This is a genomic window from Salinivibrio sp. SS2 (assembly GCF_001722075.1).
GTDB lineage: Bacteria > Pseudomonadota > Gammaproteobacteria > Enterobacterales > Vibrionaceae > Salinivibrio > Salinivibrio proteolyticus.
Map to the genome: position 1 here is coordinate 1 of NZ_MEBP01000059.1, position 21,435 is coordinate 21,435.

21 protein-coding genes are annotated in these 21,435 nt (G+C 51.4%); all 21 read left to right on the forward strand.

Going from position 1 to position 21,435, the window contains the following annotated elements:
* Nucleotides 1-278: 278 nt before the first annotated feature.
* Complete coding sequence (locus tag BGK46_RS03635; RefSeq protein ID WP_069587227.1) at nucleotides 279-1,328, forward strand: sensor histidine kinase; 1,050 nt, start codon at nucleotides 279-281, stop codon at nucleotides 1,326-1,328.
* Complete coding sequence (locus BGK46_RS03640) at nucleotides 1,325-2,728, forward strand: sigma-54-dependent transcriptional regulator (RefSeq protein WP_069587133.1); 1,404 nt, start codon at nucleotides 1,325-1,327, stop codon at nucleotides 2,726-2,728. Before BGK46_RS03635 ends, BGK46_RS03640 begins: the two co-directional genes overlap by 4 nt.
* Nucleotides 2,729-2,839: 111 nt before the next feature.
* Entirely contained in the window at nucleotides 2,840-3,151 is a 312-nt protein-coding gene (fliE, locus tag BGK46_RS03645) for a flagellar hook-basal body complex protein FliE (RefSeq protein WP_069587134.1), read from the forward strand.
* Nucleotides 3,152-3,166: 15 nt separating this feature from the next.
* Complete coding sequence (gene fliF / locus BGK46_RS03650; RefSeq protein WP_069587135.1) at nucleotides 3,167-4,945, forward strand: flagellar basal-body MS-ring/collar protein FliF; 1,779 nt, start codon at nucleotides 3,167-3,169, stop codon at nucleotides 4,943-4,945.
* Nucleotides 4,935-5,990 (forward strand): flagellar motor switch protein FliG, encoded by a 1,056-nt coding sequence (fliG, locus tag BGK46_RS03655; RefSeq protein WP_069587136.1) that lies wholly within the window; start codon nucleotides 4,935-4,937, stop codon nucleotides 5,988-5,990. The genes fliF and fliG overlap by 11 nt, the downstream gene beginning before the upstream one ends.
* Before the next feature lie 25 nt (nucleotides 5,991-6,015).
* The gene (gene fliH, locus BGK46_RS03660; RefSeq protein WP_069587138.1) at nucleotides 6,016-7,020 is read left to right on the forward strand and encodes a flagellar assembly protein FliH; all 1,005 of its coding nucleotides are present in this window, start codon (nucleotides 6,016-6,018) and stop codon (nucleotides 7,018-7,020) included.
* Nucleotides 7,017-8,336 carry a flagellar protein export ATPase FliI gene (fliI, locus tag BGK46_RS03665; protein ID WP_069587139.1) on the forward strand — a complete coding sequence of 440 codons (1,320 nt, stop codon included), beginning with the start codon at nucleotides 7,017-7,019 and terminating at the stop codon, nucleotides 8,334-8,336. Before fliH ends, fliI begins: the two co-directional genes overlap by 4 nt.
* A 3-nt stretch (nucleotides 8,337-8,339) precedes the next feature.
* Nucleotides 8,340-8,789 carry a flagellar export protein FliJ gene (fliJ, locus tag BGK46_RS03670; protein WP_069587140.1) on the forward strand — a complete coding sequence of 150 codons (450 nt, stop codon included), beginning with the start codon at nucleotides 8,340-8,342 and terminating at the stop codon, nucleotides 8,787-8,789.
* Nucleotides 8,790-8,883: 94 nt separating this feature from the next.
* Entirely contained in the window at nucleotides 8,884-10,506 is a 1,623-nt protein-coding gene (locus tag BGK46_RS03675) for a flagellar hook-length control protein FliK (RefSeq protein ID WP_069587141.1), read from the forward strand.
* A 32-nt stretch (nucleotides 10,507-10,538) separates the two neighbouring features.
* On the forward strand, nucleotides 10,539-11,030 hold the full coding sequence (fliL, locus tag BGK46_RS03680) for a flagellar basal body-associated protein FliL (RefSeq protein ID WP_069587142.1): 492 nt from the start codon (nucleotides 10,539-10,541) through the stop codon (nucleotides 11,028-11,030).
* A gap of 8 nt (nucleotides 11,031-11,038) precedes the next feature.
* Entirely contained in the window at nucleotides 11,039-12,124 is a 1,086-nt protein-coding gene (gene fliM / locus BGK46_RS03685) for a flagellar motor switch protein FliM (protein WP_069587144.1), read from the forward strand.
* Between the two features lie 16 nt (nucleotides 12,125-12,140).
* The gene (gene fliN, locus BGK46_RS03690; RefSeq protein WP_069587145.1) at nucleotides 12,141-12,539 is read left to right on the forward strand and encodes a flagellar motor switch protein FliN; all 399 of its coding nucleotides are present in this window, start codon (nucleotides 12,141-12,143) and stop codon (nucleotides 12,537-12,539) included.
* 8 nt (nucleotides 12,540-12,547) lie between these two features.
* Entirely contained in the window at nucleotides 12,548-12,931 is a 384-nt protein-coding gene (fliO, locus tag BGK46_RS03695) for a flagellar biosynthetic protein FliO (protein ID WP_069587146.1), read from the forward strand.
* Nucleotides 12,928-13,767, forward strand: coding sequence for a flagellar type III secretion system pore protein FliP (gene fliP / locus BGK46_RS03700; protein ID WP_069587147.1), 840 nt, complete (start codon nucleotides 12,928-12,930; stop codon nucleotides 13,765-13,767). Before fliO ends, fliP begins: the two co-directional genes overlap by 4 nt.
* 11 nt (nucleotides 13,768-13,778) lie before the next feature.
* A complete protein-coding gene (fliQ, locus tag BGK46_RS03705; RefSeq protein WP_069587148.1) occupies nucleotides 13,779-14,048 on the forward strand; it encodes a flagellar biosynthesis protein FliQ in 270 nt (89 codons plus the stop codon).
* A gap of 9 nt (nucleotides 14,049-14,057) precedes the next feature.
* Nucleotides 14,058-14,846 (forward strand): flagellar biosynthetic protein FliR, encoded by a 789-nt coding sequence (gene fliR / locus BGK46_RS03710; RefSeq protein WP_069587151.1) that lies wholly within the window; start codon nucleotides 14,058-14,060, stop codon nucleotides 14,844-14,846.
* A complete protein-coding gene (gene flhB / locus BGK46_RS03715) occupies nucleotides 14,846-15,982 on the forward strand; it encodes a flagellar biosynthesis protein FlhB (protein WP_069587152.1) in 1,137 nt (378 codons plus the stop codon). Before fliR ends, flhB begins: the two co-directional genes overlap by 1 nt.
* A gap of 165 nt (nucleotides 15,983-16,147) precedes the next feature.
* Nucleotides 16,148-18,253: a flagellar biosynthesis protein FlhA gene (gene flhA / locus BGK46_RS03720; RefSeq protein WP_069587154.1), complete on the forward strand. Its 2,106-nt coding sequence runs from the start codon at nucleotides 16,148-16,150 to the stop codon at nucleotides 18,251-18,253.
* Nucleotides 18,254-18,279: 26 nt separating this feature from the next.
* Nucleotides 18,280-19,827, forward strand: coding sequence for a flagellar biosynthesis protein FlhF (gene flhF / locus BGK46_RS03725; protein WP_069587156.1), 1,548 nt, complete (start codon nucleotides 18,280-18,282; stop codon nucleotides 19,825-19,827).
* A complete protein-coding gene (locus tag BGK46_RS03730) occupies nucleotides 19,820-20,707 on the forward strand; it encodes a MinD/ParA family protein (RefSeq protein WP_069587159.1) in 888 nt (295 codons plus the stop codon). The genes flhF and BGK46_RS03730 overlap by 8 nt, the downstream gene beginning before the upstream one ends.
* Nucleotides 20,700-21,425, forward strand: coding sequence for an RNA polymerase sigma factor FliA (locus tag BGK46_RS03735; RefSeq protein ID WP_069587161.1), 726 nt, complete (start codon nucleotides 20,700-20,702; stop codon nucleotides 21,423-21,425). The genes BGK46_RS03730 and BGK46_RS03735 overlap by 8 nt, the downstream gene beginning before the upstream one ends.
* Nucleotides 21,426-21,435 lie beyond the last annotated feature (10 nt).

The following is a 21,435-nucleotide window of genomic DNA, read 5'->3' on the forward strand; positions in this document are numbered from 1 at the left end:
AGGCCGCTAGATAGATATGCAATGCCCAACCAGTGGTTCGATGAGCTGGGGTTAGTTAATATTGAACAGGTAAGGACAGGGCATGTGTTTAGCATTTATGCTGAATGGAAGTGTGCATGAGCCGTATACGAGGTCCGTATGTACGGTTCTGTGAGAGGGATGAGGCGGCAACGCCTCACCCTACTCGATGTTTCTAATTGCATGATATAAATAGCTATTTTTATGGCATAATCCCTGCTTAATTGGATAAAACCTTTATCAAATCGTGTATTGCCGAGATGGAAAGCCAATCGTCGCCACTGGGTTCAGTGGACCAACAAGTTACGCGTTATAAACAAGTATTGGATGTCATGCCTGCTGGTGTGATCTTACTTGATTCAAACGGCCGAGTGGCAGAAGCCAATCCAGAGGCTCGTCGCTTGTTGGGTGAACCACTCACGCAAGAACGTTGGTTTGACGTGATCCAACGCGCCTTCTCTCCGCGTGATGATGATGGGCATGAAGTATCGCTAAAAGATGGCCGCCGAGTAAAGCTTGCCATATCGGCATCAGATTCTGGTCAACTGATCTTGATTACCGATATGACAGAGACGCGCTTGCTGCAATCACGGGTCAGTGATCTGCAGCGGCTTTCATCCTTAGGGAAAATGGTGGCTTCCTTGGCACATCAGGTGCGAACACCGTTATCCAGCGCCATGTTATATGCGGCGAATTTAGGTGCGCCCAACCTGAATGAAGCCACCCGACAGCGTTTCCAGTTGAAATTGCTCGATAGGCTGCACGATCTCGAAAAGCAAGTGAATGACATGCTGTTATTCGCTAAAGGGGGCGATAACAAAGTGGTTGACCGGTTTACGGTTGAGCAGCTTTTTAATGAGTTTGAGCCTATGGTGGACGCGGTCGTTCAAGGAAAGAATGTTGATTTTGCCATCAATAGTGATGACGAAAGCGTGACCTTGCTGGGAAATGTGAATGCCTTAGCGAGCGCACTGAGTAACTTAGTGGTAAATGCTATTCAGGTTGCGGGAAAGGCGTGCCAAGTCGTGGTCGATGCGCGCACGCATGAAAGCAATCTCTTGTTGTCGGTTGCCGATAATGGCCCAGGTATCGCACCTGAGCTTCAGGCGAAAGTGTTAGAGCCCTTTTTTACCACCCGTCAGCAAGGGACGGGCTTAGGGCTTGCCGTTGTTCAAATGGTTTGCCATGCCCACAAAGGCACCTTGACGCTGCAGTCAGAGCTGGGTCAAGGCGCTTGTTTTACACTGTGCTTGCCGTTGGCAGACACCCCTGCTGCAAAAAGCAGTGATAGCGTAGGAGAAACACAATGAGCCAAACAACTGTCCTGATCGTCGAAGATGACGAAGGTTTGCGTGAGGCCCTCGTCGATACGCTTGCCCTTGCCGGATATCACTGGATCGAGGCCGATAGTGCCGAGCAAGCCTTGCTGACCTTAAAATCAGAGGCGGTCGATATTGTCGTTTCCGATGTCCAAATGGCCGGAATGGACGGGCTCGCTTTGCTGAGAACCATCAAAAATAACACCCCGAATTTACCGGTGTTATTGATGACAGCCTATGCCAACATTGAAGATGCAGTGGCCGCGATGAAAGAAGGGGCGATTGACTATATGGCCAAGCCGTTCGCGCCAGAAGTGCTACTCAACATGGTCAGCCGTTATGCTCCGGTTAAAGCGGACAGCTCGGACGCCATTGTCGCGGATCCTAAAAGTGTCGCATTGATGGCGTTGGCTGACAAAGTGGCCGCGACCGATGCCAACGTGATGATCTTAGGGCCGTCAGGCTCGGGTAAAGAAGTGATGGCGCGATATATCCACGATCATTCTGTGCGCGTGGCGGCGCCTTTTGTCGCGATTAACTGCGCGGCAATTCCAGAAAACATGCTGGAAGCGACACTGTTTGGTTACGAGAAAGGTGCATTTACTGGCGCCGTACAAGCTTGCCCAGGGAAATTTGAGCAAGCTCAAGGTGGCACTATTTTGCTGGATGAAATTAGCGAAATGGACTTGGGTCTCCAAGCTAAGTTATTGCGGGTACTTCAAGAGCGTGAAGTTGAACGCTTAGGGGGCCGTAAAAGCATTCAACTGGATGTTCGCGTATTGGCCACCAGTAACCGCGATCTCAAAGAGTATGTGGCCGAAGGGCATTTCCGAGAAGATCTGTATTATCGATTAAACGTCTTTCCGATTACCTGGCCTGCGCTCACAGACAGGCCCGGTGATATTATCCCACTGGCGAGTCATTTGTTGTCACGCCACTGTCAAAAACAAGGCATGCTGTGCCCTACATTAAGTCAAGATGCAGAGCAGAAGCTCCTCCACTATCCATGGCCCGGCAACGTCCGTGAGCTCGACAACGTGATGCAGCGCGCTCTGATTCTGGCGAGCAATGCCTGCATTCAAGCGAGTGATATTTTGCTAGAGGGCCATGATTGGCATGATGCCTCTGGCTTACAGCATCGAGTGATGGATAGCCAGTCGGTGGCACCATCGGTTGCAACGCCAGCGGCATCCTTTTCCGATCCAACGATAAACGGTAATGCTGGATTGGGGAATGAGCTTCGGGATCAAGAGTTTGCTATCATTCTAGATACTATTCGTGCCTGTGAAGGACGCCGCAAAGAAGTGGCTGAGCGGTTAGGGATCAGCCCGCGAACATTGCGTTATAAATTAGCCAAAATGCGTGATGCTGGGATTGAAATTCCAAGCTAACGCCCTAGGATGTGAGGCCTTTGCCAACGTGGCCTCAAAGTTGCAAGTTAGCTGTCATGGCGGAGAAAATCTGACCAAGTTGACAAAAAATTGACACAGTAAGGATCGACGATGAAAGCCAATGCCCTGACCCAAGAGATGCAAGCCATGGCGGTGGCCGCGAAAAACGTGTCGCAACCTGCGACGGGCCAACAAGTGAGCCAAGAATTTGGCGATATGCTGGCTAGCGCGATCAACCATGTTAACGGATTACAAAAAACATCGGGTGAACTTGCCACGCGCTTTGATGAAGGCGACCGCAGTGTCAGTTTGTCGGATGTGATGATCGCACGTAATAAGTCGAGTGTGGCATTCGATGCAACGGTTCAAACCCGCAACAAGCTGGTTGAAGCGTACAAAGAACTGATGAATATGCCAGTGTAATGTAGGAATTAACCAGTGGCTGAAGAGAATCAAAACACCGATCTGGCAGTCTCCGAAGGGGCGGCAGCATTGCCCTCTACGGAGCTTGGGCCAGAGATGGATCAAGACGTACAAGACCCGGATGCGTTAGAGCAGTCTGCCAAGTCTGACTCGCTATTCGGCGACTTGGACATGGTACGTCAGATGATCCTCGTGTTAGCGGTCGCTATCTGCGTCGCGTTGATTATGATGCTGTTTTTCTGGGTTCAAGAACCCGAAATGCGTCCACTGGGCTCGTATGAAACCGAGGAGCTAATCCCGGTACTTGATCACCTCGATCAAGAAAAGATTAATTATCAGTTAGATGGTAATACGATTCGCGTTCCTGCGGATGAATACTCATCGATTCGTTTGGGGCTGACTCGGGCAGGATTAAACACCGCGACCGCTGAAGGCGATGATATTCTTCTGAATGACATGGGGTTTGGCGTCTCGCAACAGCTTGAGCGTGAACGTTTAAAATTGAGCCGCGAACGTCAACTTGCCGCCGCGATTGAAGAAGTTCGTCATGTCCGCAAAGCGCGAGTGCTGCTGGCGATGCCAAAGCAAAGCGTATTTGTACGCCACAATCAAGAAGCCTCAGCGACCGTATTTCTTACGCTTGGCGGCGCGAACACACTCGGACAAGAAGAGGTAGACTCGATTGTCGATATGGTGGCCTCTGCCGTTCCATCCTTGAAACCGACCCGTGTAACGGTAACCGATCAGCATGGACGTTTGTTGAATTCGGGAAGTGAAGATCCTGCCACGGCGGCACGCCGCAAAGAATATGAGCTTGAGCGTAAGCAAGAGCGCCAGTTACGCGACAAAATCGATTCTATTCTCATCCCTGTATTGGGTTTGGGTAATTATACCTCGCAAGTCGATGTGTCGATGGACTTTAGTTCGCTAGAAGAAACCCAAAAGCAATTTAATCCCAATACGCCCGCCACGCGCAGTGAGTACACTCGTGAAGACTACAATAGTAGTGATATGGTCGCAGGGATCCCGGGAGCGTTAAGTAACCAGCCACCGGCGGATGCATCGATTCCCGAAGACGTTCAAGATTTGAAAAACGGTGGCGCAGGAGACACGGGCTCGGTCAGTCGTGAAGCCACGCGAAACTTTGAATTGGACACCACCATCCGCCACCGTCGTGCACAGTCTGGCATTATTGACCGCCAAACCGTCTCGGTCGCGGTCAACTTTAAGCAAAGTGTGGATCCGGAAACCGGTGATGTGGTGAAAACGCCACTGACCGATGATGAAATCGCAAAAATTCGTCGTTTGTTGATGGGCGGTGTCGGTTTCAGTGAAGCGCGTGGGGACGTGATTGAAGTCATCGCGGTGCCCTTTGTTGAGCCTGAACAAGATATGGCGATGGATGTGCCAATTTGGGAGCATCCAAACTTCAACGACTGGGTGCGCTGGATGGCGGCGGCATTGGTAATTATCGTGGTTATCTTGGTGCTTATCCGCCCAGCCATGAAAAAGCTGTTGTACCCAGCGCTCGACGAAGATGGCAATACCGTGGGGCCCAATGGCGAGATCTTGGGACCCGATGGCTTACCCATCTCTCCTGACGGTGATGACATTGGCCTGATTGGCTCGGAGCTTGATGGCTCAAGTAACTTTGCGATGTCTTCATCGGATGTGTCCTTGCCAAACTTACACAAAGATGAAGACTTGTTGAAAGCGGTGCGGGCATTGGTGGCGAACGAGCCAGACCTTGCCGCACAAGCTGTGAAGAACTGGGTAATGCAAGATGGCAAATGAAGTCGCGACAACCGGCGGTGAAGAGCAACCGGGTACCAGCTTTGATGTCAACTCGTTGAGTGGCATTGAAAAGGCAGCAATTTTGTTGTTGAGCCTGAGTGAGCAAGATGCGGCGAGTATTATTCGCCACCTTGAGCCAAAGCAGGTGCAACGCGTCGGTGCGGCCATGACCTCAATGACTGACCTTAACTCTGATAAAGTGGCCGCTGTTCACCGCGCCTTTCTCGAGGAAATCCAAAAATACACCTCAATCGGGATGGGCAGTGAAGACTTTGTCCGTAATGCACTGGTGGCTGCGTTGGGTGAAGACAAAGCCAACAACTTGGTCGATCAGATTTTGCTGGGCAGTGGCTCGAAAGGCTTGGATTCACTCAAGTGGATGGATCCGCGTCAAGTGGCGAGCATCATTATCAACGAGCACCCGCAGATACAGACCATTGTACTTTCGTATCTTGACCCCGAGCATTCCGCAGAGATCCTCTCACAGTTTGTTGAACGTGACCGGTTAGATCTGATGATGCGGATTGCCAACCTCGAAGAAGTTCAGCCTGCTGCATTGCACGAGTTGAATGAAATCATGGAGAAACAGTTCGCTGGCCAAGCGGGGGCGCAAGCTGCCAAAATTGGTGGCTTGAAGGCTGCAGCTGAGATCATGAACTATATGGACAACAGTATTGAAGGCGTGTTGATGGACTCGATTCGCGATCAAGACGAAGAGATGGCCTCGCAAATCCAAGATCTGATGTTCGTATTCGACAACCTTATCGATGTCGACGATCGCGGTATTCAAACCATGCTGCGAGACGTGCCGCAAGAAGTCTTGCAAAAAGCGCTTAAAGGTGCGGAAGATAATCTACGTGAGAAAATCTACCGCAACATGTCTAAGCGTGCGGCAGAAATGCTGCAAGACGATATCGAAGCCATGGGACCGATCCGTGTCTCAGATGTAGAAGGGGCTCAGAAAGAGATCCTGTCTATCGCGCGCCGTCTCGCGGATGCGGGTGAAATCATGCTTACGGGTGGTGGCGGCGACGAGTTCGTTTAGGCCATTCACGTATCAGAGGTAAATCATGAGCCTAGATAAGCGTCGTGGCTATATTCGTGCTGACGAAGCACAGACTGAAACCATTGATCGTTGGGAACTGCCTCCTTACGGCGACAAGCAGTCTTTACCCAAAGAAACCGCACTCAACTATGACCCGAGTTGGGAGCCGGAGTCCGAACCGGAGCCCGAAGAGTCGGAGCTGGCGCCTGAACCTTTAACCGCGGACGCGCTCGAAGCGATTCGCCAGCAAGGCTACGACGAGGGCCATGAAGAGGGCAAGCAGATTGGCCATCGTGAGGGTTTAGAAGCGGGCCTTGAAGAGGGACGCGAGAAAGGCCACGAAGAAGGTAAAAAAGCAGGCTTTGACGAAGGCGTCGCCGCTGGGCAAGCGCTAATAGAGGAGCGCTGCCAGCATCTAGATAGAATTTTAAATCAGCTTACGCACCCGCTCGAAAAGGTCAACGAAGATGTCGAGCAGCAGTTGCTATTGATGGTGCAAGCGTTGACCAAATCTCTGATTGGCGTCGAAGTGCAGACCAATCCGCACGTGCTCTTACAAACCTTACGCGCCGCCATCGAGGCACTGCCGATTGCTGATCACCCCGTTACTGTATCCCTACACCCAGATGATCACGCGGTAGTCAGTGATGCATACGGGCCAGATACCCTTGCCGCGCGCGATTGGACATTACAATCCGAGCCAGCACTGTCTCGTGGCGATGTGCACGTAAAAGCGAAAGACTCGGTGGTGGATTACCGTCTTGCCGAGCGTGTCGACACCTTGTTGCGCGAGTTTCATGGTAAAAACCAAGCGCGCCCGTCGGACGCTGCGCACCAACATACGGATCCTGTGACAGGATCTGAGCAAACCATGCGTGATCAAACCATGCGTGATCACACGCAACAGGAGGCGGACGCACCGCAAGAGCATGCGTCGTCAGAGCTAGACTCTCAAGCTAGCTCACAGGATGAGCAAGCACCGTCGGCTGAGCAAAACGAATCCGTGGATCAGGACAAAGGTGAGTCATGAGTGCATTGGCAGAGCGACTCAAGCACTGGCAAGTTGATAATCTCGCCCCCAAACCCGTCGCATCGGGGAAATTGGTCCGTATGGTGGGATTGACACTCGAGGCCATTGGCTGTCGCGCGCCGATTGGCTCTGTCTGCTCGGTCGATACCCTTAATGGCACCATTGAGGCCGAAGTGGTTGGTTTTGCCGGTGAGCTACTTTATCTGATGCCTAATGAGCAAGTGTCTGGTGTGCTTCCTGGTGCACGTGTGACACCGCTTGCAGAGCGAGGCCATTTGGCGGTGGGGATGGAATTACTCGGCCGAGTGATCGACGGCATGGGCAACCCTTTGGATGGAAAGGGCGATATCTATACCGATAAGCGTGCTAGCTTAGAAGGGACGCCAATCAACCCCTTGGCGCGCCAGCCGATTCGTGAACCCTTGGATGTGGGTATTAAGGCGATTAATGGCCTTTTAACCGTCGGGAAAGGGCAACGCATCGGCTTGTTTGCAGGCTCGGGGGTGGGTAAGTCCGTGACGCTTGGCATGATGACACGCGGTACGACCGCACAAGTGGTTGTGGTGGGGCTCATTGGTGAGCGTGGTCGTGAAGTCAAAGAGTTTATTGACGATATTCTCGGTGAGGAAGGACGCGCACGCGCCGTGGTGGTTGCAGCCCCTGCCGATGCGTCACCACTGATGCGCCTAAAAGGGTGCCAAACTGCGTTGACCATTGCCGAATACTTTCGCGATCTAGGGCTCGATGTGCTCTTGCTAATGGATTCTCTGACCCGCTTTGCGCAAGCGCAGCGTGAAATCGCTTTATCGGTTGGCGAGCCACCGGCTACCAAAGGGTATCCGCCGTCGGTTTTTGCGCGTTTGCCTTCGTTGGTTGAACGTGCCGGTAATGGCGCGGTTGGGCAAGGTTCGATTACAGCGTTTTTCACTGTACTCACTGAGGGTGATGACTTACAAGATCCGATTGCAGATGCAGCCCGCGCCATTCTTGACGGGCATATCGTGTTATCGCGCGAGTTAGCTGACAGTGGGCATTATCCTGCGATTGATGTTGAGCGTTCGGTCAGCCGAGTGATGCCAAACATCACCAGTGAAGAGCAAATCCTGATGTCTAAAGCGGTGCGGCAAGTGTTGTCCGTTTGCCGAAAAAATCAAGACTTGGTCTCGATCGGCGCGTACAAGCCAGGCTCAGATGCAGCGGTTGACCAAGCATTTAGTATTAAGCCGCGATTGGATGAGTATTTGCAGCAAGGTATGAAAGAAGTGGTTCCCTATGATATGTGCGTCAACATGTTACGCTCAACCTTGCAGGGGTAATCGATGGCTGATCATGCACTGACACTGCTGTTGGATAAAGCCCAAGAAGATGAAAAGCAGGCGCAGCTTGCCGTTGTCGCGGCGCAGCAATCTTTGGATAATTACTATCGTCAGCTGGAGCAAATCGAGCAGTACCGCTTGGAGTATTGTCGGCAAATGAGTGATCGCGGCCAGCAAGGTTTATCGGCCAGTGCATTTGGCCACTTAAACAAATTCATTGTCCAGCTGGATGAAACCCTGGCAAAACAGCGAGATGCAGAACATCAGTTTAAAGAGCATCTCGATAACTGCCAACAAACCTGGCATCAAGCGCGGCAGTATCGGCAATCGATAGAGTGGCTAATTGAAAAGCGTGAACGTGAGCAAGCGGAGCGAGAACGCTATCAAGAGCAGCGCCAAATGGATGAAATGGCAGCGATTATTGCTCGCCGTCGTCCTTCCCCCTTCTCTTAATCTCATAATGGCGCGATAATTGCTTTGTCATTACCACGACGAGCGAGTATTTGCCTCGCGAACAGGTGGTTTACACGGTAATGATGAGAGACCTATGACGCAGTCTAACCTGACGCTTTCTAATCTATCTGCCAACATCGCGCCAACGCCAAGCGAGGGACAGCCTTTAGCTGGACAAGCTAAGGCGTCGCCAGAAGCGGGCTTTTTAGCGACATTACGCCAAACGCTTCAGCAAGATGGCGCGGAGGGCGAGTTGCCCGTTGAGTTGATGGCGGATGGCAAAACCTTACTGGTTGATGGCCAAATGATCGATGCCGAGGCAATGCTGGCCGATGGTATGTTCAGTGAAGCAGAAATGGCCCAAATTGCCGATATGACCGCGATGGAGGAAGGGGAAGCACTGCTTGCACGTCTAAATCAAGCTGCCGCGACGCTGAATGGCAAAGATTTGCCTATCAAAGCGGGCAGTGAATTAATGGCCAATGATGACAACATGACAGAGGCCGACAAAGAGGCGTTAAACGACAAAGCGCTGAACGACAAAGCGTTAGCATCATTGCAAGAACAGGTGCATGAGCATGCCCAAGCACAAAAGGTCTCGCGAGAAGCATTATTAGAGACGTTGTCACGTCAGCTTCCTGATGATGTCGATCCAGAACAGGCACTGGCGCAATTGTCGCCCGATCAGTTGGCAGCACTGGTAGCGCAAGTGAGAGCTAATCAACAGGCGCGCAGCGGGACCAGCCTCAGCAGTGACGAACAAGGGTCGGCATCTGCACAGCCAGACAAAGCGATGAAGCTCGCGTCGGCATCGATCCCTTGGGCCGAGGCCAAAGCCGGCGCGGATGAAACTGAAAAAATGGGTAAAGAGTCGGTTGTTGCTAAAGACGTCGCCGCAGCGTTGGCTGCGCGTTCGGCAGACAATCTGGACAAGCAGCGTCAAGTTAATCAAGCGACTTATCAGCTGCATACCGGTGATGGGGAGAGTAACAGTAAATCCTCTTCACCATTGACCGCCCAATTAGGGCAGGCGGGCGCGAATGCGCTAGCCAGTCAGCAGGCGCAAGCGGCAGGGTTGAGTAAAGCTGCACTAAAAGCCATGACTGAGAAGGCGGCAAACGCGGATAAAGCAGCGGGAGTGGATGGCAGTGGATCGACACGCTCCGATACACTGATGCAGCAGTTAGCGAATAGCTTAGGGACACCATCGGCGCAAGCACATACCGCGCGTCAAGATATGCAAGCGGCACAAAATGCTCAAGCCCCCTTACCCATGGGACAAACACCAGCAGACGCGGGCGCGGCACTCAGCGAACGCGTGAATGTAATGCTGTCGAAAAATTTGAAACAGGTTGATATTCGCCTTGATCCACCTGAATTAGGCCGGATGCAAATTAAGCTAGGTATCAACAATGACCAAGCGACTGTGCACATTACCGTCGCGAACCATCAAGCACGCGATCTCGTTGAACAAGCGATGCCGCGTTTGCGTGAAATGTTACAGCAGCAAGGGCTACAATTAGCTCAAGGCTCGGTCCAACAGCAAGACAGTGGTGCCCAACAAATGGCATCGGGTCAGCAGCAACATAGCGGCGCAGGCCAATCGAGTGGGGCCGCATCCGGGATGTCGGGGCTCGATGACGGTGTTGACGAGGTGTTAACCAGCCAAACCATACAGGTTTCACACAGCGATAGAGCAGTTGACTATTACGCTTGATGTGGGTGTAAAGATGAGGAGCACGAATAACGATGGCCGATGATAACAATCCAGAAGTGCCTGAAGGTGGAAAGAAAAAGCTGATCATCATTATCGCTGCAGCTGTGTTGCTGCTGTTAGTGGTCGGTGGTGCAGCGTTTTTCTTCTTATCTGGGGGAGATGACAGCCAAGACGATATTGTGCTTGAAGAGCAAGCGATGTCACTACCAGCGATTTATGTCACCTTGCCGCGCCCGTTTGTGTTCAATGTGACGGGCGACGAGCAGCAACGTCTCGTTCAAGTAAAGGCTCAGCTGCTGGTACGGGGCAATGAAATGGAAGCGCTTGCCAAAGAAAATTTACCTTTGGTGGAGCACGCGCTGCTGAATACCTTTGGGGCAGCAACCGCCGAGCAATTGCGTACACCGCAAGGCCAACTCGAAGTGAGGCGGCAAGCGGCCGAGAATGTGCGTGCGGCCTTGATTAAAGTAACCGGTGAACCTGTGGTAGAACGGGTCCTGTTTACTGGTTTTGTGATGCAATAGGTGATGACGTGACCGACCTACTCAGCCAAGACGAAATTGATGCGCTCCTTCACGGTGTTGATGACGTCGAAGATGATGATAACGAGCCCGAAGCCGGCGAAGGCGGTGCGGTTCAGTTTGATTTCTCTTCGCAAGACCGCATTGTGCGCGGTCGCATGCCGACGCTTGAACTTATCAATGAGCGCTTTGCACGTCACATGCGCATTAGTTTGTTTAACATGCTGCGTAAAACCGCCGAAGTATCGATCAACGGCGTGCAGATGATGAAATTTGGCGAGTACCAAAACACGCTCTATGTCCCGACGAGCTTAAACATGGTGCGTTTCCGGCCATTAAAAGGGACCGGGCTTATCACCATGGAAGCACGATTAGTCTTCATCTTGGTGGAAAACTTCTTTGGTGGCGACGGGCGTTTTCATGCTCGGATTGAAGGGCGTGAATTTACTCCGACCGAGCGACGCGTGATCCAAATGCTGCTCAAGCTCGTGTTTGAAGATTATAAAGACGCGTGGGCGCCGGTGATGGAAGTGGCCTTTGAATACCTCGATTCAGAGGTAAACCCGGCGATGGCCAACATTGTTAGCCCTACAGAAGTGATTGTGGTGAGCTCGTTCCATATCGAGCTTGACGGCGGCGGTGGTGATTGCCACATGGTTATGCCGTACTCCATGCTAGAGCCGATTCGCGAGTTGCTAGATGCGGGTGTCCAAAGTGACAAAATGGACACGGATGTACGCTGGAGTAAAGCATTACGCGATGAAATCTTGGACGTTAATGTCGAGCTCAGCGCCAAGCTGTTAGATACCACGCTGTCATTACGCGATTTGATGGAGTTGCAAAAGGGGGACGTGATCCCTGTCGATATGCCAGACGCGTGTACTGTCTTTATTGAAGATTTACCGACCTATCGTGCCAAAATGGGTCAATCTAACGATAAGCTAGCACTCAAAATCGTTGAAAAATTGAAACGGCCAGATATGGCTAAATCAGATATTTCACTGCTTCACGACAAGCCGGAATTGCTTGACGACTTAGAAGAAGATTTACCAATTGATGGTAAAGGTGGCAGTGATACCAGTAATCAAAACCAGTAAACAGGGGTGAGACGTCATGGATCAAAATGATGTAGATGATGATTGGGCTGCCGCCCTGGCCGAACAGTCAGAAGTGGAAGGCTCTGATGAAGTGCAAGCGGCACCATTAGAAGAGCTGACGGACGACAGTGAACAGAAAATTGGCCCAGAAGAGCAACGCAAGCTGGATGCCATTCTCGATATCCCTGTGACCATATCGATGGAAGTCGGGCGCACACAAATAAACATTCGTAATTTGCTGCAATTAAACCAAGGCTCTGTGGTCGAGCTGGATCGATTGGCAGGGGAATCGCTTGATGTGCTGGTGAATGGCACCTTAATTGCGCATGGCGAAGTGGTTGTGGTGAACGATAAATTTGGTATTCGGTTGACGGATGTGATCAGCCAGACTGAGCGAATTAAGAAGTTACGATAAGGAAAATCATGCGTCGGCTTTTGGGAGGCTTGTTGTTTGCGCCGCTGCCTGTATGGGCCGCGGCGCCTGATATTAGTATCGCGACCATGTTGGTATCACTGACATTGGTGCTTGCGCTTATTTTTGCGCTGGCGTGGTTGTTGAGACGATTAAAGCTGCCTGGATTGGCTGGGCAAGCCAATGGCATTCGTATCATCAGCCAACTGGCCGTTGGGCAAAAAGAGCGTATTTTAGTGGTCGATATTAATGGCGAGCAGCTTGTGATCGGCGTGACAGCCACCAATATTCGGTTGCTAAAAGCGCTGGATTCGCCCATGCCGACGTCGTCAAATGCGCCAGCACCGAATACAAGATTTGCTGAGCAACTCGGCCAACTGTTGAATCGAAAATGACTATCAAAACGTTACTTGCGGCTTGGCTTTTTGTGTGGGTGTCACTGTTTTCACCTGTCACATTTGCCCAACAAGAAGCAACGCCAGCACAAGAAACCATTACCACCGAATCGATTGATGAGGCCGGTGAGGCAGTGCGACTGCAGACAAGTCGTAACACCGGAGGCGGGATACCTGCCGTGACGATGCGCGTCAATCCTGATGGCAGTGAAGACTACTCGGTGACATTGCAGATCCTTGCGCTGATGACCGCGCTGGGTTTTTTGCCCGCCATCGTGATTTTGATGACCTCATTCACTCGAATTGTGGTGGTGATGGCGATTTTGCGGCAGGCAATGGGACTTCAGCAAACACCGTCAAACCAAGTCATCATCGGGATCGCTTTGTTCTTGACACTGTTTATTATGTCACCGGTGATCGATCGCATGAACACGGACGCCATTCAACCCTACATCAATGAGCAAATAACGGCGCGAGACGCATTTGACCGTGTGCAAGTACCGTTACGCGAGTTTATGTTGCGACAGACACGCGTCAAAGATCTTGAGACCTTTGTCAACATGTCGGGTGCGCAAGTCAGTGAGCCAGAGCAAGTCCCGATGACGGTACTCATCCCTGCGTTTGTGACTTCAGAGCTGAAAACGGCTTTCCAAATTGGCTTTATGCTATTTTTGCCGTTTTTGGTGATTGATTTGGTGGTGGCATCTGTCTTGATGGCAATGGGTATGATGATGCTTTCGCCGATGATCGTCTCCTTGCCATTTAAGCTAATGCTGTTTGTCTTGGTTGATGGGTGGAACCTCATTCTTTCTACCTTAGCGGGTAGTTTTGGCTAAAGGAGGCAATGATGGCCCCGGAAGCGTTTGTTGAATTATTTCAAGATGCCTTGTATTTGGTGCTACTGCTGGTGTCAGCGATTGTGGTACCCGGATTGTTGGTTGGCTTGATTGTGGCCATTTTCCAAGCGGCAACCTCAATCAACGAGCAAACACTAAGCTTTTTACCGCGTTTGATCGCCACTTTTGTGGCCCTGATGTTTTTCGGCCATTGGATGACGCGTATGTTGATGGAGTACTTCTACCGCTTGGTGGAAGAGATCCCGACCCTGCTTTACTAGGGCGACGGCATGGAATATCCCGCCTCTGTTATTTTGTCGTGGATGGCCAATTACTTTTGGCCGTTCACTCGCATCTCCTCGATGATGATGGCGATGACGTTCTTCGGCGCGCGCTTTGTGCCAGTGCGCATTCGCTTATATCTGTCGCTGGCGATTACCTTTGCGGTGATGCCAGCACTCCCAGCGGTGCCAGAAGAGATTGAATTGGTGTCCTTTGCGGGGTTTGTGGTGTTGGCACAGCAAATCGTGATTGGCGTTGCCATGGGGATGGTCACGCAATTTATTACTCAAACCTTTGTGGTGTTGGGGCAAATCCTCGGTATGCAATCCAGTTTAGGTTTCGCCTCTATGGTGGACCCGGCCAATGGTCAAAATACCCCCTTGCTAGGGCAATTCTATTTATTCTTGGCAGTCATGCTCTTTCTTGCCACCGATGGGCATTTGCAGATGCTTAATTTGGTGGTCATGAGTTTTAAAACGCTTCCCATTGGCGAGATGATTGGTGCGGCTGATTACCGCAGCCTCGCGGATTGGTTTGGTACCATGTTTCAGGTCGCGTTAAGCATGTCATTGGCGGGCATTATCGCGCTCTTGATTGTCAACTTGTCGTTCGGGGTCATGACGCGCGCCGCTCCCCAACTGAACATTTTCTCTCTTGGCTTTGCATTTGCATTGTTGATGGGCTTGCTGATCAGTTGGTATTTACTGTTCGGTATTTTGACGCATTATGATAACCACTGGCAGACTGGGCTTAACCAAGTTTGCTCTTTGATTCGCATTAACTGTGAGCCTAACTGATGGCAGAGAGTGACGGCCAAGAAAGAACAGAAGACGCCACACCCCGAAGGCGTGAGCAGGCGCGGGAGAAAGGCCAAGTACCGCGCTCAAGAGAACTGGCATCCGTCGCTGTCCTGATATTAGGGGCGGTGAGCTTGATGTGGTTTGGGCAATCGCTCGGGGAAGCGTTAATGGCGCTCATGACGCGGCTTTTTACGTTGTCGCGCGCAGAAGTCTTTGATACCTCTGAGTTAATGCTGGTGGTGGTCGGCGAGTTATTACACCTTATCCTCCCGCTTGGACTGGTGCTGTTACTGCTGTTTTTTTCCGGTCTCGCGGGGTCGGCAGGCCTTGGTGGGATCAGCTTCTCGTGGGAAGCGGCGCGCCCTAAGTTATCCAAAATGAGCCCCATCGCTGGGGTGAAGCGTATGTTTGGCACCCAAGGCTTGGTTGAGCTATTAAAATCGATTCTTAAAGTCTTGCTGGTTGGGGGCGTGGCAAGTTATTTGGTGTATATCAATCTCCAAGACTTCTTCGAACTGACGATTGAAACCTTCCCGCAAAACCTCTATCACGCGATGGATATTCTGCTTAACTTCGTGTTGTTGGTATGTTGCTCACTGTTGATTGTGGTTGCGATTGATGTGCCGTTTCAGATATGGCAGCACAATGAGCAACTAAAAATGACCAAACAAGAAGTGAAGGACGAGTACAAAGAAACCGAAGGTCGCCCTGAAGTCAAAGGTCGAATTCGCATGTTGCAGCGTGAAATGGCGCAACGACGAATGATGGCAGAAGTGCCACAAGCCGATGTCGTGGTGACTAACCCCGAGCACTACTCGGTTGCACTTCGGTATAACAGTGACATGGATAGTGCACCTGTGGTGGTGGCAAAAGGCTCTGACTTCACGGCATTGAAAATTCGTGAGATTGCCGCTGAGCATGATGTAGCGATTGTCCCTGCACCGCCGTTAGCGCGAGCACTGTACTTTAGCACAGAGCTTGAGCAACAAATTCCAGATGGTTTATTTACGGCAGTTGCACAGGTACTGGCGTACGTTTTCCAGCTCAAGCAATACAAAAAAGGGCGAGGCCGTCGGCCGACGCGCCCAGAAGACGCTTATTTGCCGATTCCGCCAGATTTGCGCCACGACTAGCACTCCCTTGTCCTTTGGGCTGCGTGTTTTTGTCTGAGAAGTGACAAAATGCTGACACTTTCGGGGTTGTTTGTTGGCGCAAATATTGCTTTCTCCCCTTCCTCTTGTGTTTGACGAGCGCGTCGCTTTTCCGCCGTTCACCTATCATGGATTTGAGCTTGTAACATGCTAAAAGCCAAGTGGCAGCTGCCATTCTCAGACAAAGTTCCTTACCACCGCTTGCGTGCGATGCCCGCGGTTGGGGCACCTATTCTAGTATTAGCCACCCTCGCGATGGTGGTATTGCCCGTTCCGCCCATGCTGTTGGACTTGATGTTCTCGTTCAACATTGCCTTGTCGCTGGTGGTTTTGCTCGTCACGATTTATACCCGTCGTCCACTTGATTTTGCCGCGTTTCCCACGGTGTTGTTGATAGCGACCTTACTACGCTTGGCGTTGAACGTTGCGTCGACTCGGGTGGTGTTGCTCTATGGCCATGAAGGGCCGGATGCTGCGGGTCAGGTGATCGGCGCGTTTGGTTCGGTGGTGATCGGGGGCAACTATGCCGTTGGTCTGGTGGTGTTCCTTATCCTGATGATCATCAACTTTATGGTAGTGACCAAGGGTGCCGGACGGATTTCTGAAGTGAGTGCTCGCTTTACCTTGGATGCCTTGCCTGGTAAGCAAATGGCCATTGATGCCGACTTAAACGCTGGGCTTATCGATCAAGAACAAGCGCGGACGCGTCGTCAAGAAGTGACCAAAGAAGCGGACTTCTACGGCTCTATGGATGGTGCGTCTAAGTTTGTTAAAGGGGATGCGATCGCCGGTATCCTGATCCTGTTGATTAACATCGTCGGTGGCCTGTCTATCGGGATGGGACAGCACGACCTCCCGTTCTCTGATGCGATTGAAGTCTATACCTTGCTGACCATTGGTGATGGCTTGGTGGCACAAATCCCGTCACTCTTGCTGTCAATTGGTGCCGCCATTATGGTGACGCGTCAAAATACTGATGAAGACATGGGGCAGCAAGTTGTCTTCCAACTGTTTGATAACCCACGCGCGCTGATGATTGCTACTGGTATTCTTACCGTGATGGGTATTGTGCCGGGCATGCCTCACATCCCATTCCTGCTGTTAGCGATTATTTGTGGTGGCTTGGCCTATTGGAAATACCAGCAGTATCACAAAGCAAAACAAAAAGCAGATGAGCCTGAGCAGCCAGAGACGGCACCTATCACACCGAAAGAGTTGTCATGGGATGATGTGCAACCTGTGGATGTGATTGGTCTCGAAGTGGGTTATCGCCTAATCCCCATGGTGGATAGAGATCAAGGCGGTGAACTACTTGACCGGGTCAAAGGCGTGCGTAAAAAACTCTCTCAAGACTTTGGCTTCCTCATTCCGCCGGTGCATATTCGCGATAATCTGGAGTTACCGCCGCATAACTACCGGATAACCCTGATGGGCGTCGCGGTGGGCGAAGCGGAAGTCCGTCCAGAGCATGAACTTGCTATTAATCCAGGACAAGTGTTTGGTCCGATTGAAGGCGAGCCGACGCAAGATCCCGCATTTGGACTCGAAGCGGTTTGGATTGAGCCGAGCCAACGCGAACACGCTCAGGCGTTAGGATATACGGTGGTCGACTCAGCCACCGTATTGGCGACCCACCTGAGTCAAATGCTGACCAATAACGCCGAGCGTTTATTGGGTCACGAAGAGGCGCAAAACCTTGTCGATATGCTAGGTAAACAAGTGCCGCGTTTGGTGGAGGGACTGATCCCTGACCAAATCCCACTGAGTGTATTGGTGAAAGTATTGCAAAACTTGCTCAGTGAGGCGATTCCTATTCGAGATATCCGCACTATCGTTCAGACCATGGCCGAGTACGCTGGAAAGAGTCAAGATCCCGACATTCTCACCGCAGCGGTTCGGATTGCGCTGCGTCGACTGATCGTGCAGGAAATCAATGGTATTGCGCCAGAACTGCCAGTCATTACGTTAGTGCCTGAGCTGGAACAGATGTTGCATAAAACCATGCAGGCCTCCGGTGGTGAGTCGACAGGCATTGAGCCTGGGTTAGCAGAACGCCTGCAATCATCATTAGCCGAGGCAACGCAGCAGCAAGAGCTGCAAGGCGAGCCCGCCGTGTTGCTAACGTCTGGCGTGCTTCGAGCGACCTTAGCGAAATTTGTGAAGAATACCATTCCGACGCTACGTGTCTTGTCATATCAAGAAGTGCCGGATGAGAAACAAATTCGTATCGTCAATGCGGTCGGTAATAATTAATACCGTTATTTGAGTAGGGCAGAGCTTTGAAAATCAAACGTTTTTTTGCTAAAGACATGCGTACTGCACTTGGCCAAGTCAAAGAAGAGCTCGGTGCGGATGCGGTGATCATGTCTAACAAAAAAGTGACTGGTGGTGTGGAAATTGTTGCTGCCGTCGATGCCGATACAGATCCTGTTCCTGCCAAGCCGCAGCCACAGGCTCATGCACAAGAGCAGGCGGCGCAGGCATACTCAAATGCACACCGCCAGCTCGCTGACGACAAGGTCCAATTGCGCCAACGCCAACAAGCGGCGCCGCGCAATCAGCGACCGCCCCGTTTTTCGGCCATGCTCGATGAATATCGAGATAAATCAGGCCCAGCAGACCGTGCGCCTCAAAACGAAGCCGACTCCCTGTCTGCGTTGTTGCAACGACAACAAAAACAGTCATCTCGCCCCGACCCTCAACGTCATTCGAATTCGAGAGAACCTGAGCGGCCTGCCGCATTGGGGCGAGGTTATGAACCTCGTCGCGAGTTGAAGAGCAATGGTCGTGGCAGTTGGCAAGATGCAGGGCGCCAGAATCAACAGCCGGGTAGCAAGCCTAAACTGGATCCTTCCCGGTTCGAAGCGCGCCAGTCGCAATCGTCCAATGAAGAGATTGAAGCGATGCGCCAAGAAATGGCCTCCATTCGTAGCTTACTTGAACATCAGCTGTCAGGCTTGATGTGGCAAGAGGTTGAACGTAGAGAGCCGCTGCGTGCCATGCTGATTAAACGCTTGGAGCGCATGGGATTATCGTCTGACCTATCGGATCAGCTCGCGTGTTATATCCCAGAAGACACGCCTCCCACTGAAGCTTGGCAAGCGCTGCTTGATTTGGTCGCTGACCAAATCATCACCGTGGATGAAAACATGCTTGAAACAGGCGGCGTGATTGCGCTTTTGGGCCCCACCGGAGTAGGAAAAACTACCACGATCGCCAAGCTTGCGGCCCGTGCCGCCATGGACTTTGGCCCTGAAGAAATCGCGCTAGTCACCACAGATACGTTTCGTATCGGGGCGCATGAACAACTTGCGACCTATGGGCGTATTCTTGGCTGTCCGGTCAAGGTGGCTAAAGATGCCGATGAACTGGCCGACATCCTTTATCAACTGCGTCATAGACGTTTGATATTGCTTGATACTGCCGGAATGGGTCAGCGCGATCTGCGCCTTTCAGAGCAGCTCGATACATTAATGCAAAACAGCGGTTCGCATATCCGCAGCTTGCTGGTTTTGCCTGCGACGTCCCAACGTCGCGTATTACAAGAAACCATTGAACATTTTCGTCGTATTCCTTTGTCCGGCTGTGTGCTGACAAAGCTGGACGAATCTCTAAGCCTCGGTGAGCTGTTGTGTGTCACCATCGAAAATGCCCTGCCTGTTGCTTACTTAGCTGACGGGCAACGTGTGCCGGAAGATATCCGCCAAGCGACAGGACACTTCCTCGTGTCAAAAGCCAGCGAAATGCTGGAATCAGGCGCGGATCAGCACAATCACTTCTGGAGCAGTGATGTCCCAGAGTCGAATGGGGCGGACTTTTATGATTGAGACAACCATGCAAGATCAAGCAAGCGGCCTTCGCCGTCTAACCAACCCCTCACGGACTAAAGTCATCACAGTGACTGGCGGTAAAGGTGGTGTGGGGAAAACAAATGTCACCCTAGGAATGGCGGCCTCTATGGCGCGCCAAGGCAAAAAAGTCATGGTGCTTGACGCAGACCTTGGCTTGGCGAATGTCGATGTGTTGCTCGGATTACGAGCCGGCAAGAACTTGTCTCACGTCCTTCAAGGTGTTTGTGATTTGAAAGACATCATCATTGAAGGGCCGCACGGTATGAAAATCGTGCCAGCATCGTCTGGAATGCAAGGCATGACCGAGCTAACTCCCGCGCAACATGCTGGTTTGATTCGCGCTTTTGGTACACTCGAAGAAGAGGTTGATGTACTCTTAGTAGATACCGCTGCGGGGATCTCTGATATGGTACTGAGCTTTTCGCGTGCAGCGCAAGATGTGGTGGTCGTGGTGTGCGATGAGCCTACTTCGATAACCGATGCCTATGCTCTGATCAAGATTTTAAGCCGTGAACATGGCGTGAATCGTTTTAAAATCGTAGCAAATATGGTCAGAAGCTACCGTGAAGGGCGAGATTTGTTCACAAAATTAACGCGAGTCACTGAAAGGTTTCTAAATGCTAATCTAGAATTAGTGGCATGTGTTCCTGTGGATGAAAGAGTGAGGCAAGCAGTGAGAAAACAGAAAGTTGTTATCGACGCATTTCCTCGCTCGCCAGCGTCGCTGGCTTTAAACGCTCTGGCGAATAAAGCACTGACGTGGCCAGTACCGCGTAACCCTGGTGGTCATCTGGAGTTTTTTGTTGAGCGTTTGCTGATCAAAAATGATGACGCAGGAGAGTTAATTCGTGAATAAAGCGCTCACCTATAGTCGCACAGGTGATAATGGCCAAGGGGTACTCGAACGATACTCAACCTTGGTCAAACGGATAGCGCACCACTTAATGGGGCGCTTGCCGCCGAGTGTACAAGTCGAAGATTTAATTCAAGCAGGCATGATAGGTTTGCTTGAAGCGCAGCAAAATTATGATCCGAGTAAGGGCGCAAGTTTTGAAACCTATGCCGGTATTCGGATTCGCGGTGCTATGCTGGATGATATGCGCCGTGGTGACTGGGTGCCACGCTCGGTCCACAAAGCAAGCAGGACAATCAGTGATGCGATAGCCTCACTGGAAAAGGAATTAGGCCGTGATCCCACGGATGTAGAAGTGGCACAACGGCTTGATATGAGCCTAGATCAGTATCATCAGGCACTGAATGACGTTAACTGTGGCCGATTAATCGGCATGGACGACTTAGGTGTCTCCGAAGATGCATTTACAACCGACAGTCATCGCAACGACAATCTTCCCTTTCAGGATGTTGCGGAGGATAATTTCAAAGCGGCATTGGCCGCGGCGATAAAAAGTCTTCCCGAAAGAGAAGCACTGGTGCTATCTCTTTATTATGATGAGGAATTAAACCTCAAAGAGATAGGGGCAGTGATTGGGGTGAGTGAATCCCGGGTCTGTCAGATTCAGAGTCAGGCCACGCAACGATTGAGAGCCAAGCTTTCCGCTTGGCATAGTGAGTAAGTAACAGTTT